This window comes from Streptomyces monashensis, assembly GCF_001866665.1.
GTDB classification, from domain to species: domain Bacteria; phylum Actinomycetota; class Actinomycetes; order Streptomycetales; family Streptomycetaceae; genus Streptomyces; species Streptomyces monashensis.
In genome coordinates this window covers 135,202-150,800 of record NZ_MLYO01000015.1, presented here as the reverse complement: position 1 = coordinate 150,800, position 15,599 = coordinate 135,202, and the positions used below count along the sequence as shown (strand labels likewise).

Annotated in this window: 19 protein-coding genes; 17 read left to right on the top strand and 2 right to left on the bottom strand. The window is 70.2% G+C overall.

Annotated elements, in window-relative coordinates:
• Positions 1 to 89: 89 nt before the first annotated feature.
• The 5 genes from BIV23_RS08595 (at position 90) to BIV23_RS08580 (ending at position 3,117) form a co-directional block, all read left to right on the top strand.
• Complete coding sequence (locus tag BIV23_RS08595; protein ID WP_071380155.1) at positions 90 to 1,061, top strand: LLM class F420-dependent oxidoreductase; 972 nt, start codon at positions 90 to 92, stop codon at positions 1,059 to 1,061.
• The gene (locus tag BIV23_RS53900) at positions 1,013 to 1,372 is read left to right on the top strand and encodes an ANTAR domain-containing protein (RefSeq protein ID WP_079173028.1); all 360 of its coding nucleotides are present in this window, start codon (positions 1,013 to 1,015) and stop codon (positions 1,370 to 1,372) included. Before BIV23_RS08595 ends, BIV23_RS53900 begins: the two co-directional genes overlap by 49 nt.
• Positions 1,369 to 1,752 (top strand): glutamate-cysteine ligase family protein, encoded by a 384-nt coding sequence (locus BIV23_RS08590; protein WP_071380154.1) that lies wholly within the window; start codon positions 1,369 to 1,371, stop codon positions 1,750 to 1,752. Before BIV23_RS53900 ends, BIV23_RS08590 begins: the two co-directional genes overlap by 4 nt.
• Positions 1,753 to 1,828: 76 nt before the next feature.
• Entirely contained in the window at positions 1,829 to 2,830 is a 1,002-nt protein-coding gene (gene ku / locus BIV23_RS08585; RefSeq protein ID WP_071380153.1) for a non-homologous end joining protein Ku, read from the top strand.
• Positions 2,831 to 2,862: 32 nt separating this feature from the next.
• A complete protein-coding gene (locus BIV23_RS08580) occupies positions 2,863 to 3,117 on the top strand; it encodes a hypothetical protein (protein WP_071380152.1) in 255 nt (84 codons plus the stop codon).
• Positions 3,118 to 3,130: 13 nt separating this feature from the next.
• Here the strand turns inward: BIV23_RS08580 and BIV23_RS08575 are convergent, their stop codons facing one another.
• Positions 3,131 to 3,913: an Fpg/Nei family DNA glycosylase gene (locus BIV23_RS08575; protein WP_071380151.1), complete on the bottom strand. Its 783-nt coding sequence runs from the start codon at positions 3,911 to 3,913 to the stop codon at positions 3,131 to 3,133.
• A 2-nt stretch (positions 3,914 to 3,915) separates the two neighbouring features.
• Positions 3,916 to 4,665 carry a UdgX family uracil-DNA binding protein gene (locus tag BIV23_RS08570; protein ID WP_071380150.1) on the bottom strand — a complete coding sequence of 250 codons (750 nt, stop codon included), beginning with the start codon at positions 4,663 to 4,665 and terminating at the stop codon, positions 3,916 to 3,918.
• An 809-nt stretch (positions 4,666 to 5,474) separates the two neighbouring features.
• On the opposite strand from BIV23_RS08570, the gene BIV23_RS08560 reads away from it, so the two are divergent.
• From BIV23_RS08560 to BIV23_RS08510, 12 genes are all read left to right on the top strand, one after another.
• Positions 5,475 to 8,534 carry an FAD-binding and (Fe-S)-binding domain-containing protein gene (locus BIV23_RS08560; RefSeq protein ID WP_071380148.1) on the top strand — a complete coding sequence of 1,020 codons (3,060 nt, stop codon included), beginning with the start codon at positions 5,475 to 5,477 and terminating at the stop codon, positions 8,532 to 8,534.
• 30 nt (positions 8,535 to 8,564) lie between these two features.
• Entirely contained in the window at positions 8,565 to 10,355 is a 1,791-nt protein-coding gene (locus tag BIV23_RS08555; protein ID WP_071380147.1) for a thiamine pyrophosphate-requiring protein, read from the top strand.
• Entirely contained in the window at positions 10,352 to 11,461 is a 1,110-nt protein-coding gene (locus BIV23_RS08550) for an enolase C-terminal domain-like protein (protein ID WP_177239788.1), read from the top strand. Before BIV23_RS08555 ends, BIV23_RS08550 begins: the two co-directional genes overlap by 4 nt.
• A 90-nt stretch (positions 11,462 to 11,551) precedes the next feature.
• The gene (locus tag BIV23_RS08545) at positions 11,552 to 12,109 is read left to right on the top strand and encodes a hypothetical protein (protein ID WP_071380146.1); all 558 of its coding nucleotides are present in this window, start codon (positions 11,552 to 11,554) and stop codon (positions 12,107 to 12,109) included.
• A 37-nt stretch (positions 12,110 to 12,146) separates the two neighbouring features.
• Positions 12,147 to 12,647: a hypothetical protein gene (locus BIV23_RS08540; RefSeq protein ID WP_071380145.1), complete on the top strand. Its 501-nt coding sequence runs from the start codon at positions 12,147 to 12,149 to the stop codon at positions 12,645 to 12,647.
• Between the two features lie 33 nt (positions 12,648 to 12,680).
• Positions 12,681 to 12,836 carry a DUF6131 family protein gene (locus BIV23_RS50195; protein ID WP_177239786.1) on the top strand — a complete coding sequence of 52 codons (156 nt, stop codon included), beginning with the start codon at positions 12,681 to 12,683 and terminating at the stop codon, positions 12,834 to 12,836.
• 268 nt (positions 12,837 to 13,104) lie between these two features.
• Entirely contained in the window at positions 13,105 to 13,605 is a 501-nt protein-coding gene (locus tag BIV23_RS08535; protein ID WP_071380144.1) for a hypothetical protein, read from the top strand.
• On the top strand, positions 13,602 to 13,892 hold the full coding sequence (locus BIV23_RS08530) for an MrpF/PhaF family protein (RefSeq protein WP_071380143.1): 291 nt from the start codon (positions 13,602 to 13,604) through the stop codon (positions 13,890 to 13,892). The genes BIV23_RS08535 and BIV23_RS08530 overlap by 4 nt, the downstream gene beginning before the upstream one ends.
• Before the next feature lies 1 nt (position 13,893).
• Positions 13,894 to 14,202, top strand: coding sequence for a cation:proton antiporter (locus tag BIV23_RS08525; protein ID WP_177239785.1), 309 nt, complete (start codon positions 13,894 to 13,896; stop codon positions 14,200 to 14,202).
• Complete coding sequence (locus BIV23_RS08520; RefSeq protein WP_071380141.1) at positions 14,199 to 14,504, top strand: Na(+)/H(+) antiporter subunit B; 306 nt, start codon at positions 14,199 to 14,201, stop codon at positions 14,502 to 14,504. Before BIV23_RS08525 ends, BIV23_RS08520 begins: the two co-directional genes overlap by 4 nt.
• A complete protein-coding gene (locus BIV23_RS08515; RefSeq protein ID WP_071380140.1) occupies positions 14,494 to 15,249 on the top strand; it encodes an MnhB domain-containing protein in 756 nt (251 codons plus the stop codon). The genes BIV23_RS08520 and BIV23_RS08515 overlap by 11 nt, the downstream gene beginning before the upstream one ends.
• Positions 15,246 to 15,590, top strand: a complete 345-nt coding sequence (locus tag BIV23_RS08510; protein ID WP_071380139.1) for a sodium:proton antiporter — start codon at positions 15,246 to 15,248, stop codon at positions 15,588 to 15,590. The genes BIV23_RS08515 and BIV23_RS08510 overlap by 4 nt, the downstream gene beginning before the upstream one ends.
• Positions 15,591 to 15,599: the final 9 nt, after the last annotated feature.

Genomic DNA, 15,599 nt, shown 5'->3' with positions numbered 1-15,599 from the left:
GACTTCCTGACTTCCGCGTCCAGAGGCACATGAAGTCCGAGAGGATCGATCGGTGTTTCGTGTCCATCGGTCCTGGTACTCGCTGAATCATGACGCGAATCGGATACACGATGATGAGCGAGCAGGCCGGTCCACGTGACCTCGTGGACCATCTTGTGCAGGCAGAATCGGCGGGTTTCGATTTCTCGGTCATATCTGACCACTATTTTCCGTGGTTGCCGTCGCAAGGACACTCCTCCTACGCTTGGAGCGTACTCGGAGCCGCGGCCCAGGCCACCTCACGCATTCCTTTGATGACGTATGTGACCTGTCCGACCATTCGATATCACCCGGCGGTCGTGGCGCAGAAGGCCGCCACTCTTCAACTGCTGTCCGAGGGCAGGTTCCGGCTCGGTCTGGGGGCCGGCGAGAATCTCAACGAGCACGTGGTGGGCTCTGGTTGGCCCTCGGTCGACGTGCGGCATGAAATGCTGGAGGAAGCAGTCTCGATCATCCGCGCGTTGTTCCGCGGCGGACATGTGACACGTCACGGCGCTCATTTCCGAGTTGACTCGGCGCGTCTGTGGGACCTTCCCGAGACGCCTCCGCCGATCGGAATCGCCGTCTCGGGCGACCAGTCGTGCGCGCTCGCGGGCCGTCTCGCCGACCTGGTCATAGCGACGGAGCCCAAGAAGGGGCTTCTGGAGGCGTTCGATCGGCACGGTGGTGCCGGCAAACCGCGTGTGGGGCAGCTTCCGGTCAGCTACGACCCCGACCACGAAACGGCCACCAGTCGCGCGCACGAACAGTTCCGCTGGTTCGGTCTGGGCTGGAAAGTGAATTCCGAGTTGCCGCACCCGGACTCCTTCACCTCGGCGACCGCATTTGTGACCACGGACGACGTCGCGGAATCCATTCCATGCGGCGACAACCCGGACGACTTCGTCCAAGCCGTACTCCCCTACGCAGGAGCCGGTTTCACCGAGGTCGCCCTGGTACAGATCGGCGGTGACTCTCAGCCGCAGTTCCTGGACTGGTCGAAAGGGACGCTCCTTCCCGCGCTCCGAGCGGCGTTGGGCTGACCGGCACGGGCACACCTCGACTCTGGCAGCGACAAGAGAGCGTCGCTTCACACTCTGTCATCGACCAGGCTGTCGGTGTGGTCATCGCGATGGGCGGGCTCCGCCCGGGCCAGGGCATCCACGTTCTCACCGCGATCGCCCGGCACACCGGCATAGAACTTCGCACGGTCACAGAACACCTGGTGGCCTGGGCGGCCTGTGAGCCGCCGGCGGACTGTCTACGCACCGCGCTCGAGACAGCACTGACAGCCACCGGGTCCTCGGCGAGGGATCACACCCTGCCGCAAGGAGGCGGTACCACGCACGGATGAGGTCGGCCGTGCGCGTCGGCGCTCTGCGACGTGCCCTGGTGGAGACGGCGGCTCGCGACTGGCGGGCGGGCGAGCCACCGCTCGACCACAGTGTCAGCCTGCTGCGGCTGGGCTCCTGGCAGGCCGCCCACGCGGGCCTGGACGAGTACCTGCTCGACCCGGCGACCATGCGGCCCCGGCCCGCCGCGGACGTGGTGCGCTCGCCGCTCGACCACATCGGCGACACCCTCGCCGAGAACGGTGACGCGCCCCGCGCCGAACACACGGTGGCCCGGCTGCTCGGCCGGGGCAACGGCGCCTGCGAACAGCGGCTGCTCCTGGAACGCACGGGCAGCCCGCGGGACGTGGCCACGGAGTCCGTACGGCCGGGCGGGACGTGAGGCGAGGGGTAGGCAGCACCGCGCTGGGTACTCGCACTCCCAGCAAGTCCGTCGGTCCCACGGAGGTGGCCGCGACATGGCACGCGCTGTGTGGAACGGAGTCCTCTCCTTCGGGCTGGTGTCCCTGCCGGTCCAGTTGTTCGCGGCTACCGACAGCCACACCATCCGGTTCCGTCAGCTTCAGCGGGGCACGTCCGACCGGGTGCGCAACAAGCGCGTGAACGAGCGCACCGGCGAGGAAGTACCACCGGACGAGATCGTCAAGGGCCTGGACGCCGGAGACGAGTACGTGATCCTGGAGCCCGGCGAACTGGACGAGATCGCCCCGGGCCGCTCCCGGGAGCTGGAGATCACCGGTTTCGTCGACCTCGCGGACGTCGAGCCGGTCTTCTTCGACAGGACGTACTACATGGGGCCCAAGGGCGAGCAGTACGAGAAGGTGTACGCCGTCCTGCAGAAGGCTCTGGAGCGTGCGGACAAGGCGGGGATCGCCACCTTCGTCATGCGGAACCGGGAGTACCTGGTCGCGGTGAAGTCCGAAGGCGGAATCCTGACCCTGCACACCCTGCACTGGGCGGACGAGATCAGGGATCCGCACGCGGAGATCGACGATCTTCCGCAGCGGGTCCGGCCCGCAGACCGCGAGTTGCGGATGGCCGAGCAGCTGATCGACTCGCTGGGCATGGACTGGGACCCGACCGACTTCCACGACACCTATCACGAGAAGGTACGGGAACTGGTCGAGGCCAAGAAGAAGGGCGCGAGCGTGGAGAAGGCCGAGCAGCCGGCCGAAGCCACGAACGTCATCGACCTCATGGACGCACTGCGAGCCAGCGTGGACCGCGCCACGTCACGGAACGGCCGGATGTCGGGGAGGACGCGCAGCGCGTCGAAGAAGGCGACCGCCGACCGCCGGACACGTCCAGGGACGAAATCTTCGCTCGACTCGCTCACCAAGGCACAGCTGTACGACCTGGCGGCCGAAGCCGACGTCAAGGGCCGCTCCTCCATGAGCCGCGAGGAGCTTGTCGAGGCGCTGTCGCACACCGGCAGGCGCGGACACGCTCGGGCGTCGTGACGCATCTCAGCATCCGACGAGGAGAGACACCGATGAAACGACGCCCGCAGCGCAGCGGCCCGCATCCCATCCCCAGGGATCTTCCCGACCAGCAGGCCGGGCACGGAGACGACCGATGGGAACCGCACACGGCCGACCGCCGCACGCAGGAGCGGAAGGGTGCAGGGGAACGGGAGGACACGGGCGACGTCCCCGACGTGGACGAGGCCGGCGCGGGGCCGCGCGGCGCCCCACGGCGCACCGGGGTCCATCCGGACCATCCCGTACCCGAGGAGCCGTCCGGCTAGTGCGGGGACTCGATCAGTGCTGGCAGTGCGTGCACCACACGGTGCGCCGGCCGGCGACACGCTGTGAACGCAGTCGTTCTCCGCAGCGGGGGCACACCGGTTCGCCGTCGTCGCGATGGCCGGTGAGCCAGGTTCGGCGCGGTGGTACGCGACCGGCACGTGTCGCGGTGGCGAGTACGCGGCGCATAGCCGTGAACACCTGGCGCGCCTCGGTGTCGTCGAGCCCCCGCGGTGGGCGCCCGGGGGCCACATGGGCGCGCCACAGGATCTCGTCGCTGAGCAGATTGCCGAGCCCGGCGATGAGGGACTGGTCCATGAGCACGGTTTTGACGGCGCCCCGCCGCGCGGCGAGCAGGTCCAGGAAGTCGGAGCGGCTGATTTCGAGGGCGTCGGGGCCGAGGCGGTCCAGCAGTCGCCGCAGGGCACGCTCATTCGGGGCCAGCCGTATGCCCTGGAGTTTGCGCTGGTCGCGGTAGCGCAACTGCCGATCGTCGGCGAAGGTCAGAACGACCCGGTCATGGGCGGCCGGCGGATCGTCCCCGCGGGCGCACACCAGCTCGCCGGTCATACCGAAGTGCCAGACGAGGGCCTGGCCGTCCCCGACGGGGACGATCAGCAACTTCCCGTGCCGCCACGGTCGGCCGAGCCGCCGCCCCTCCACCTCCCGCCGCAGGCGCCGCACGCCGACCCCGCGCAGTACGTCCGTGTCGTGCACGTCGACCCGCCGCACGCACCTGCCCCGGCCACAGCCGTTCAGCACGTCACGGAAGCCCTCGACCTCGGGCAACTCCGGCATGGTCACCTCCTGCGGCCCTCAGCGCGCCGATCGGTTCCGTCACCGTCGGCCAGGAGGCGGGACACGATGCGCAGATCTTCGACGAGGCCGTCGTAGACCCGCGTGCGGTCGGCGTCGTCGGCGCGCAGCACGGCGGACGGATGGATCGTCGCCACCAGCCCGCTGATGCCCTGCTCGGCTCCGTCCGCCCCGTCGCCGTCTCCGCCATTCCCGTCGAGGCCGGGCCAGGGCAGCACCGCGCCGCGTTGCTCGGTCACCCGGAAGGCTGAGCCCAGCAGGGCTTTGCCTGCCGTGCCGCCGAGCGCGACGACCACCTCCGGTGCCACGACTCTCAGCTCGGCCCTCAGCCAGGGCCGGCAGGCGGCCATCTCACGGAGTGTCGGGGCTTTGTGGATCCGGCGTTTACGACCCTCGGGAAGGGTGAACTTGAAGTGTTTGACCGCGTTGGTGACGTAGACCCCCTCCGGATCGATACCCGCATCCGCGAGGGCGCGTCTCAGCACCTTGCCCGCGGGGCCGACGAACGGCCGGCCCCGACGGTCCTCCTGATCCCCGGGCTGCTCACCGATGAGCAGGACACGCGCGGTCGTGTCGCCCTCGCCGAACACGGTCTGGGTCGCGTCTCGGTACAGCGGACAGCCCCGGCACAGCGCGGCCGCTTTCCGCAGCCCGGGCAGTCCCGCACGCCGTCCCGGCAGGTACGGCGTCGCGTCATGATCCCGGCCGAGTGCCCCGGCAGTCGTTCCCGCCATGGCCTGTCGTCCCTTCTCCTCCTGGCCCTGAGCCCTGCACAGGCCGTTACGGCTTCCGAGTACCCGGGTACTCGCGGGATGGACACCGACCCGCCGCCTGGAACAGAAGGAGAGGACGTTGCCATGAAAGCCAACCGCAACCGCAGGGGCGCCACCCAGCCCGACGAAAAGACACGAGAGCGGTCCGCGGAGGAACGGAAGATCGTGACTCCGACCCCACGGAACGTTCGGGCCAAGGCCGAGGGAGACGAGGGGAAGAACGACGAGAAGTCCGACCCTCCGGCGACCGACACCCGGTCCCTGTGACCGGCAGACCATCATGCCTTCGCAGAAGGCGTCACGCCGTCCCGCCAAGCTCGACGCGCAGCAGCTCCAGCAGCTGGGATCGGTGCCGGGCGGCGACGGGTTCGAACCGTCGCAGACCGCCGGTCCCGGTCCGGTGCTCGGATGCGGCCAGTACCTGTTGTGCCTGAACGGCAAGAGAGCGGCCGGACAGCAGGCACGGAGAACGACGGCAACACACTCGTCGTGACCGACATGATCAACACGTACGACCCCGAGCACGCCGAGCCGCCGGTGCCGGCCGCCGAGCGCGCCGTGCCCGTCCTGGCCGCGCCGCCAGGCCGAGCCCGGAAGGCGGACGTTCTGGTGATCTACGGGAACGACGACTTCGGACCGAGGCGCTCCCACCCCGGGGAGCTGCTGGAAGGCGGCGCCGGCTCGGCCGCACGCCGGCGTGGGCGCCCGGATCGCCACGCGAGCGCGCGGCCCGCGCCGGACAGTCCACGGCCCCCAGGGGGAATACGATCATGACTGAACACATCCGTGGCGCCACCCTCGACGCCCTGGCCGCGGCCCTGCGCGCCGAGGCCGACGCCGAGGTCCGGTTCGATGCCGGGAGCCGGGGGGCCTACGCCACCGACGGCTCCAACTACCGGCAGGTACCCCTCGGCGTGGTCGTCCCCCGGTCGGTCGAGGCGGCAGCCCACACGGTGGAGATCTGCGCCCGGTTCGACGCGCCGGTGCTGTCGCGCGGCGGAGGCACCAGCCTGGCCGGGCAGAGCACCAACACGGCCGTCGTGATCGACTGGACCAAGTACTGCGACCACCTCGTCGCCGTCGACCCCGAGGCCCGTACCTGTGTCGTCGAGCCGGGAATCGTCCTCGACGAACTCAACCGCCGACTCGCCGATCACCGGCTGCAGTTCGGCCCGAAGCCCTCGACGCACAGCCACTGTGCCCTGGGCGGCATGATCGGCAACAACTCGTGCGGCGCCTCCGCGCAGGCCTACGGCAAGACGGCCGACAACGTACGCCGACTGGAGGTCATGACCTACGACGGGCTGCGCATGTGGGTGGGACCCACCGGCCGGGCCGAGCGCGCGCGGATCGCCGCGGAGGGCGGACGGCGGGCGGAGATCTACGACGGCCTGGACCGGATCGCCGGTACCTACCTGGCCGACATCCGGCGCGGCTACCCGAAGATCCCGCGCCGGGTCTCCGGCTACAACCTCGACTCGTTGCTCCCGGAGAACGGCTTCGACGTCGCACGGACCCTGGTGGGTAGCGAAGGCACCCTGGTGACCGTCCTGCACGCCGAACTCGGTCTCGTCCCGGTGCCCCCCTGCCAGTCGCTGCTCGTGCTCGGGTACGCCGACATCTGCCGGGCCGCGGATGACGTGCCTCATCTGCTGGAGCACTGTGCCCCCGCCCAACTGGAGGCTCTGGACGGCCGGATGGCCCAGCTGATGCGCGAGGAGCACGCCTATCTCGACTCGCTCGCCGCGCTCCCCGAGGGCGACAGCTGGCTGCTCACGCAGTTCTCCGGGGACAGCCAGGAGGACGTGGACGAACAGGCCCACGCCCTGCTGCAAGCGATCGGCCGCGCCGAGCGGGACCCCTCGGTCGCCTTCTCCGACCAACCCTCGCGCGAGCAGAAGATGCTCAGGGCCCGGGAGGCCGGCCTCGGGGTGACGGCACGCCCACCGGACGACCGGGAGACCTGGGAGGGCTGGGAGGACTCGGCCGTACCGCCGGAACGGCTGGGTGACTATCTGCGGGACCTGAAGCGCCTGTTCGACGAGTTCGACTACGACGACCCCTCCCTGTACGGCCACTTCGGGCAAGGTTGTGTGCACACCCGCATCCCGTTCGGGCTGCGGACCGCGCAGGGCGTTGCGGACTTCCGCCGGTTCGTGGAGCGGGCCGCCGATCTCGTCGCTTCCTACGGCGGCTCGCTGTCGGGTGAACACGGCGACGGTCAGGCCCGTGGTGAGCTGCTGACCCGGATGTTCGGCCGACGGCTGGTGACCGCCTTCGGCGAGCTGAAGTCCCTGTTCGACCCGGACGACCGGATGAATCCGGGCAAGGTCGTCGACCCGAATCCCGTCGACAGCAGGCTGCGTCTCGGCGCCGACTGGCGTCCCGCCGACCCGGAGACCCGCTTCGGGTACCCCGACGACGACCACTCCTTCACCCGGGCGGTGCTGCGCTGTGTGGGCATCGGCAACTGCCGCAGCCGGCGTGGCGGCGTGATGTGTCCCTCCTACCGGGCCACCCGGGAGGAGGAGCACTCCACCCGGGGCCGGGCGCGGCTGCTGTTCGAGATGCTCGACGGGCACCCGGACTCCGCGGTCACCGACGGGTGGCACTCGACCGAGGTGCGCGACGCCCTGGACCTGTGCCTGGCCTGCAAGGGATGCAAGTCCGACTGCCCGACCGGCGTGGACATGGCCACGTACAAGGCGGAGTTCCTCTCCCACCACTACGCCGGCCGGCTCCGCCCCGCCGCCCACTACTCGCTGGGCTGGCTGCCGCTGTGGGCCCAACTTGCCTCTCACGTACCGTGGTTGGCGAACGATGTGCTGGACGCCCCGGGCCTCGGCCGGGCCGGACGGTGGCTCGCCGGTGTCGAACCGGACAGGACGGCTCCGCTCTTCGCCGAGCGGTCGTTCGTGCGCTGGTGGCAGGAGAACGGCGGGCAGCGGCCGGACCCGGCCGATCCGGCGACGGTACTCCTGTGGCCGGACACCTTCAGCAACCACTTCCATCCGTCGGTGGCCATCTCCGCGGCACGGCTTCTCGAAGACGCCGGATTCCGCGTCGCCGTACCCGACGCACCCCTGTGCTGCGGGCTGACGTGGATCTCCACCGGCCAACTCGCCACGGCCCAGCGGGCGTTGCACCGCACCACGCGGGCACTGCGTCCCTATCTCGACGCGGGAACCCCCGTCATCGGCCTGGAGCCGTCCTGCACGGCCGTGTTCCGCTCCGACGCCCCCGAACTGCTCCCCGGCGACGAGGACGTGCGGCGGCTGGCGAAGCAGACGCGCACCTTCGCCGAGCAACTGGTCGAGCACGCGCCCGCCACATGGCGTCCGCCCCGGCTGGCCAGGCAGGCGACCGTGCAGATCCACTGCCACCAGCACGCGGTCATGAAGTTCGACGCCGATCGTGAGCTGATGCGCCGCGCCGGCCTGGACGCCGATGTCCTGGACGAGGGCTGCTGCGGCCTGGCCGGCAACTTCGGCTTCGAACGGGGCCATCACGACGTGTCCCTGGCGATAGGCGAGCTGGGGGTCCTGCCGGCCGTCCGCGCGGCTGCGCCCAGCGCCCTCGTGCTCGCCGACGGGTTCAGTTGCCGCACCCAGATCGAGCAGGGCGGCGCCGGGCGCCGGGCCCTGCACCTGGCCGAGGCGCTGGCTCTCGGTCTCGCCGGCAACCTGCCCGCCGAGCAACCCGAACGCCTGGCCGCCCGCCCCGAGCCACCGTCCGCCGGAGCCCGTTGGGCGACAGCGGCCGGCACCGCCGTACTCCTCGCGACGGCCGGTCCGCTCGCCGTACGAACGCTGCGCCGCCGGTCACCGTAACCGCACCCCCGCCGGAAAGGATCGCGAACCATGTCGACGAATGTCTCCGACTACATCCTCCAGCGCCTGCGCGAGTGGGACGTGGAGCATGTCTTCGCCTATCCCGGCGACGGGATCAACGGTCTCCTCGCCGCCTGGGGGCGAGCCGAGAACAACCCCCGCTTCGTCCAGTCCCGCCACGAGGAGATGTCCGCTTTCGAGGCCGTGGGATACGCCAAGTTCTCCGGCCGGGTCGGTGTCTGCGCCGCGACCTCCGGCCCCGGCGCCATCCACCTCCTCAACGGCCTGTACGACGCCAAGCTCGACCACGTGCCCGTGGTCGCGATCGTCGGGCAGACCAACCGCAGCGCCATGGGCGGCTCGTACCAGCAGGAAGTCGACCTCATCAGCCTGTACAAGGACGTCGCCTCGGACTTCTGCGAGATGGTCACCGTCCCCGAGCAGCTCCCGAACGTCCTCGACCGCGCGCTGCGCACGGCGCTGGCGCGCCGCTCGGTGACGGCCCTGATCGTCCCCGCCGACGTCCAGGAACTGGACTACTCGCCGCCCGAGCACGCCTTCAAGATGGTCCCCTCCAGCCTCGGCATGCCGCACTCCACGGCGGTGCCGGACGACGAGGACCTGCGACGTGCCGCCGATGTACTCAACTCGGATGGGAAGACGGCGGTTTTGATCGGCCAGGGCGCGCGCGGCGCGCGAACGGAGGTCACGGAGGTCGCCGAGCGGCTCGGCGCCGGGGTCGCCAAGGCCCTGCTGGGCAAGGACGCCCTGGACGACGACCTGCCCTACGTCACCGGCGCCATCGGGCTGCTGGGCACCCGGCCGTCGTACGAGATGATGCGCGACTGCGACACACTGCTCGTGATCGGTTCGTCCTTCCCCTACACGCAGTTCCTGCCGGAGTTCGGCCAGGCACGGGCCGTACAGATCGACATCGACCCGCACATGGTCGGGCTGCGCTACCCGTTCGAGGTCAACCTCGTCGGCGACGCCGCACGCACGCTGCGCAGGCTGCTGCCGCTGCTGGAGCAGACCGAGGACCGGGCGTGGCAGAAGACGATCGAGGACAACGTGGCACGCTGGTGGGAGGTGATGGAGCGACGGGCCGCCGTCGAGGCCGACCCCGTCAACCCGGAGTATGTCACCCACGCGCTCAGCGGACTGCTCCCGGACGACGTCATCCTGTCCTCCGACTCGGGCTCGGCGGCCAACTGGTACGCCCGGCACCTGAGGCTGCGCGGCGCGATGCGCGGTTCGCTGTCGGGGACGCTGGCCACCATGGGGCCCGGCGTGCCGTACGCCATCGGCGCGAAGTTCGCGCACGGCGACCGGCCGGCGATCGCCCTGGTCGGTGACGGGGCGATGCAGATGAACGGCATGGCCGAGCTGATCACCGTCGCCAAGTACTGGCGGGACTGGGCCGATCCGCGACTGATCGTCGCCGTCTTCAACAACCGGGACCTCAACCAGGTGACCTGGGAGATGCGCGCGATGGAGGGCGCCCCGCAGTTCCTGCCCTCGCAGTCGATCCCCGACGTCGGGTACGCCGATTTCGCCCGCTCGCTCGGCCTGGCCGGCATGCGGGTCGAAAAGCCCGACGGTGTGACGGGTGCCTGGGAGGCCGCCCTCGCGGCCGACCGCCCCTGTGTGCTCGACTTCGTGACCGACCCCGCCGTACCACCGATCCCGCCGCACGCCACGCTCGACCAGATCGAAGCAGCCGCGGCATCCGTCCTCAAGGGCGACAGCGACCGGGCCGCCATGATCCGGCAGGGCTTCAGGGCCAAGGTTCAGGAGTTCCTGCCCGGAGGCCACCGGTGACGGTCGCCCGGCCGGTGGAACGCCTGGCCGGCGAGGTCTACACCGTCCCCACCGACACGCCCGAGGCGGACGGCACCCTCGCCTGGGACAGCACCACCCTGGTCCTGGCCACGGTCCACTGCGGGACGGTCACCGGCCTCGGCTACACGTACGCCCCACCCGCCGCGGCCCGCGTCATCGACGGCCTGCTCGCGGACGTCGTCACCGGCATCTCCGTTCTCGACGTGCCCCGCGCGAACGAGGCCATGGCCCGCGCCGTACGCAACGCGGGTCTGCCCGGTGTCGCGGCACAGGCCCTCTCCGCCGTCGACATCGCCCTGTGGGACGCCAAGGCACGTGTGCTCGGTCTTCCTCTGGTCCAGCTCCTCGGAGCGGCCCGCGACGATGTGCCCGTCTACGGCAGCGGCGGCTTCACCACCTACGGCGACAGCCGTCTGGAGCGGCAGTTGCGCGACTGGGTGGAGACGGAGGGCATACCGCGCGTCAAGATCAAGATCGGGGAGTCGTGGGGCCGATGCGAGGACCGGGACCTGCGCCGCGTCACCCAGGCGCGCGCCGTCGTCGGCCCGAAGACCGGGCTGTACGTGGACGCCAACGGCGGCTACGGCATGAAGCAGGCGGTCCGTGTGGCCGCGGGCCTCGCCGACGAAGGAGTCGTGTGGTTCGAGGAACCTGTCTCCTCCGACCATCCCGATGCCCTGGCCGCCGTCCGCGCCCAGGTCACTCCCGACGTCACGGCCGGAGAGTACGGCTACACGCTGTCGTACTTCCGGCACATGCTCGCCGCCCGCGCCGTCGACTGCCTCCAGGCCGACGTCACCCGGTGCGGCGGCATCACGGTCTGGCTACGGGTCGCGGCTCTGGCCCAGAGCCACGGCCTGGAGATCTCGGGCCACTGCGCCCCGCACGCACACGTGCACGCTGCGGCCGCGGTGCCCAATCTGCGTCATCTGGAATGGTTCCACGACCACGTCAGGATCGAGCGGCTGCTCTTCGACGGCACCTTGGACGCCGACGGCGGCTCCCTCGGCGTCGGCCAGACACAGGCACCCGGACTGGGCCTGAGCATCGCCGGCGAGCGAGCAGCCCCGTACCGAACCGGTTGACGGGACGCGTACGCCTTTCCGCGAAAAGGAGTAATTCACACAGAACGGGAACTCGGAAAAATATTGAATTATCCGGAAGGAGGTGGCCCGATGTCCACCGGCACACTTCTGGCCATCGTCATTCCCGTCGCGGTGGTCGTCGTGCTGATCGCCGTGGGCCTGGCTCTCTTCATGCGGCACCGGGCCCTGCAGAAGCGCTACGGCCCCGAGTACGAACGGACGGTCGACGCCGCCGACAGCAGGCTCGCCGCCGAGCGCGAGCTCAGCGCGCGCGAGAAGCGACACGACAAACTCGACATCAAGCCCCTGCCCGACCGTCTCCGCGAGCGCTACACACGGGACTGGGACCACGTGCAGCACGAGTTCGTGGACCGGCCGGAGGACGCCGTGCACGACGCGGACCGACTGGTCACCTCCGTCATGCAGGAACGCGGCTACCCCACCGAAGGCTACGACCAGCAGCTCAAGGATCTTTCCGTGGAACACAGCCGCACCCTCGAGCACTACAGGGCCGCCCACGAGATCGACACGCTCAGCGAAGGCCACAAGGCCACCACCGAACAGCTGCGCAGCGCCATGGTCCACTACCGGGCACTGTTCGACGAACTTCTCTCCGACGGCGGCCAGACCCGCCACGTCCCGGCGTGACATCCCGACAGCCGGGACCGACGGACACGGAGCAGTTATGCAACGCGACGACACACCGCACACCACCGACAGCGGACTGTCCACCGAAGACCTCGCCCAGCCCCGCGAGACCGACGCAGCCCCGAGCACCGCCCCGACTCCCCCGGTCTACCCGGGCGAGGGCGAGGATGCCAAAGGGGCGGACGCGTCCGACGACACCACGTTCCGCGAGACGAAAGCCCCCGCGGCCGCCGATGCGGCGAAGGTACGGACCGGGGACGCGGACGAGATGCCGCAATTGTTGACGGCCGAGGCCGAGGACGACTTCCGCAATCGCTGGGAGAAGATCCAGACCACCTTCGTCGACGATCCCCGTGACGCGGTGCAAGCCGCGGACAGCCTGGTCGCCGACCTCATGCAGACGCTCGCCACAACGTTCGACGAGCACAAGAAGACACTCGAAGAACAGTGGAGCCGGGGCGGGCAGGCCGACACCGAAGCCCTGCGTATGGCCCTGCGGCACTACCGCTCTTTCTTCAACCGCCTGCTCACCACCTGAGAAACACACCAGCCGGAGAGAAAGAAGAGCGCCATGATCGCACTCGGCGTCATCCTGCTCATCGTCGGGTTCGTCCTGAACATCGGCATCCTGTGGACGATCGGAATCATCCTGCTCGTCGTCGGCGTCATCCTGTTCCTCCTCGGGTCCGTCGGCCACGCCGTCGGCGGCCGACGCCACTACTGGTAGACACACCCGGTTCCACAAGGCGGCCCGCTCGCGGAGGACGATCGCGGCACGAGGAGTCCCGTCGGTGGGCGCGTCCATGCCGCCCACCGACGGGACCACGCCTGCCACAGCCGACATCCGATGGCGTGGGTACCCGCGTCCGCACACGATGCTCCATCGCGGTGATGCTCGGCCCGAGGGGTCGCTCTCCCCGGCGTGCGCAGGGCATGGCGGTGGCGGCGCACGGTACACGTTGCTGGTCCACGACGGCTGTGGGTGAGGAGGGGTGATGCGCAAGGCACCGGCGGCACTCGGCGAGGTACTGGCCTGGTGGGCGGTGCTGGTCGTCGTCAACGTCCTGTTCATCAGCACCGTCTCGCCCCTCGAACTCGTCGTCGTCGCGGGCGGATCGCTGATCGCGGCGGTCGCCGCACGGGCCGTCCACACCGCGTCCGGTGCCCGGTTGGGCGGCACCCGGCGATGGGGGGCGGCCACGCTCGCGTGGCCCGGCGCGGTCCTCACCGACCTGAGCAGACTGTGCCGGGCCACCACGCGTGCCCTCGGCGGCCGTTCCTCGCAAGGGAGCCTGAAGATGATGACGCTTTCCCCCGGAACGGGTGCCGCGTGGGCCTGCGCTCTGCTGTCGTCCACCCCCGGCGCATACGTCGTCGACGTACACGTACGCGAACCACGGAGGACGGGGCGAGCCTCGCAGACAGCCGTCGCCCACTTTCTCTCCGATGACCGTACGAGTCTGGAGGATCTGCTCACCGAGGGGATGCGCCGGTGAACGCCTGGCTGCTCGCGATCGCAGTCATGCTGACCCTGGGTATGCCGCCGTGCGTCTGGGCCGCCGGCCGGGACTCGGCGGTCGAGAGGCTCGCGGGTCTCAGCCTGGCGACCTCCGTCGTCACCGCAGTTCTGCTGCTGACGGCTCAGGGGTTCGGCCGTAGTTCCTTCGCCGACCTCGGCCTCGTCCTCGCCGTGCTGGGACCCACCGGAACGCTGGTCTTCTCCCGTTTCCTCGGCGGCCGGTCGATCGAGGCCCCCGGTGCCCGGACTCATGGGAACCCGTGACATGGCTGCCCGTCATGTGTGCGCACTCGTCCTGCTCATCGCCGGTACCGGTGCGCTGGTACTGTCCGCCGTCGGCCTGGTGGCCCTCCCCCGGCCGTACCAGAGACTGCATGCCCTCACCCCCGCCTCCACCGTCGGCACTCCGCTCGTCGCGCTCGCCCTGGCAGTCGAGAACGGCCCCGGGCGCGCCGCCGTCAAGCTGGTCGTCGTCGCGGTGGTCGTGGCGGTCGGCGGGACGGTCACGACGATGGCGATCGGCAGGGCGACGGCCCAGCACGAACACCTGCTGCGAAGGGACTCCCCGGAGTGAGCACCGCCGTTGTCCAGGAGTATCTGATCGCCGGCGCGCTGCTGCTGGTCGCGGCGAGCGCCACAGCCGCGGCGCTGGCTCGCGACCCGGTGCGGCAGGCTGTCCTACTGGCCGTCCTCGGTCTGTGCCTCACCGTCCTGTTCACCTTTCTCCAGGCACCCGATGTGGCCCTCTCCCAGTTGGCCGTCGGTACGGCGGTCACCCCGCTGCTCATCCTGCTGACGGTCCGCAAGGTGCGCCGCTCGACGGCTTCGCGCCACGACGGGGACGAGCGCGGGCAGGAGGGCGGCGATGAGTCGTAGCGCGCGCATCCGGCTGTTCTGGGCCACTGCCGTCGTCTTCGCCGCGGTGTACACGCTCGCCTGCACCGGACTGCCGCACTTCGGGACGGCGGTGCACCCTTACGGCACCCGCGCGGTGGCCACGTCCCTGCGGCAGCGCACCGCCAACGTGGTCTCCTCGGTCAACTTCGACCAGCGCGCCCTGGACACCCTCGGAGAGGAGTCGATCCTGTTCGCCTCGGTACTCGGGACGCTCGTACTGCTGCGCCGTGCCCGCGACGAGCGCGTCGGCCCGCCGCAGGCAGGGCGAGTCCTGCCCAGCACCCGGCTGCTGGGCCTGGTGATGGTGCCGATCACGCTCCTGACCGGCGTGTACATCGTGGCGCACGGCCAGTTGTCGCCGGGCGGAGGATTCCAGGGCGGTGTCATTCTCGCCACCGGGCTGCACATGGCGTATGTGGCCGCCGACTACCGCGTGCTCAAACGCATCCGCCCGCTGGCCGTGCTCGACCTGGCCGACGCGCTCGGCGCGGGCGCCTTCGTGGCTCTGGGGTTCGCCGGGCTGATCGCCGGCGGGGCCTACCTCCAGAACGTGCTGCCGCTCGGCACCTTCGGCCAGCTCTCCTCCGGCGGCCTGGTGCCGTTGCTGAACGCGGCGGTCGGCGTCGAGGTCGGCTCGGGCATCATCGTCCTGCTCGCCTCCTTCCTCGACCAGGCCGTCGAGGTGAGACCGGCGCGGAACTCGGGCTCGGGAGGCGGCACATGACGATGCTGCCCTTCCTCGCCGCCGGATGGATCTTCCTCGCCGGCGTGTACGGCATGGTCACCAGCCGCGACATCATCCACGCCGTCGGCTGTCTCGCGGTGACCCAGTCGTCGACGTACGTGCTGCTGCTCACCGTCGGGTACCGGCGCGGCGGCATCGCGCCCTACTTCACCGACACCCCGCTGCGCACCCGCACCGTCGACCCGGTCGTGCAGGCGCTCGCGCTCACCGACGTCGTGGTGGGAGCCACGGTGACGGCGCTGCTGCTCGCGCTCGCCATCCAGATCCGCAAGCGTCACGGCACGGTCGACCCGGACGCCCTGACCGGGCTGAAGGGCTAGCGGGCCGGG

Excerpts from the sequence above, each read along its gene's own strand:
- BIV23_RS08535 (WP_071380144.1), top strand. The coding sequence starts at position 13,105 with ATGCGCAAGGCACCGGCGGCACTCGGCGAGGTACTGGCCTGGTGGGCG.
- BIV23_RS08545 (WP_071380146.1), top strand. The coding sequence starts at position 11,552 with ATGTCCACCGGCACACTTCTGGCCATCGTCATTCCCGTCGCGGTGGTC.
- BIV23_RS08510 (WP_071380139.1), top strand. The coding sequence starts at position 15,246 with ATGACGATGCTGCCCTTCCTCGCCGCCGGATGGATCTTCCTCGCCGGC.
- BIV23_RS08580 (WP_071380152.1), top strand. The coding sequence starts at position 2,863 with ATGAAACGACGCCCGCAGCGCAGCGGCCCGCATCCCATCCCCAGGGAT.
- BIV23_RS08540 (WP_071380145.1), top strand. The coding sequence starts at position 12,147 with ATGCAACGCGACGACACACCGCACACCACCGACAGCGGACTGTCCACC.
- BIV23_RS08525 (WP_177239785.1), top strand. The coding sequence starts at position 13,894 with ATGGCTGCCCGTCATGTGTGCGCACTCGTCCTGCTCATCGCCGGTACC.
- BIV23_RS08555 (WP_071380147.1), top strand. The coding sequence starts at position 8,565 with ATGTCGACGAATGTCTCCGACTACATCCTCCAGCGCCTGCGCGAGTGG.
- BIV23_RS08575 (WP_071380151.1), bottom strand. The coding sequence starts at position 3,913 with ATGCCGGAGTTGCCCGAGGTCGAGGGCTTCCGTGACGTGCTGAACGGC.
- BIV23_RS08590 (WP_071380154.1), top strand. The coding sequence starts at position 1,369 with ATGAGGTCGGCCGTGCGCGTCGGCGCTCTGCGACGTGCCCTGGTGGAG.
- BIV23_RS08595 (WP_071380155.1), top strand. The coding sequence starts at position 90 with ATGACGCGAATCGGATACACGATGATGAGCGAGCAGGCCGGTCCACGT.
- BIV23_RS08570 (WP_071380150.1), bottom strand. The coding sequence starts at position 4,665 with ATGGCGGGAACGACTGCCGGGGCACTCGGCCGGGATCATGACGCGACG.
- ku (WP_071380153.1), top strand. The coding sequence starts at position 1,829 with ATGGCACGCGCTGTGTGGAACGGAGTCCTCTCCTTCGGGCTGGTGTCC.
- BIV23_RS50195 (WP_177239786.1), top strand. The coding sequence starts at position 12,681 with ATGATCGCACTCGGCGTCATCCTGCTCATCGTCGGGTTCGTCCTGAAC.
- BIV23_RS08560 (WP_071380148.1), top strand. The coding sequence starts at position 5,475 with ATGACTGAACACATCCGTGGCGCCACCCTCGACGCCCTGGCCGCGGCC.
- BIV23_RS08515 (WP_071380140.1), top strand. The coding sequence starts at position 14,494 with ATGAGTCGTAGCGCGCGCATCCGGCTGTTCTGGGCCACTGCCGTCGTC.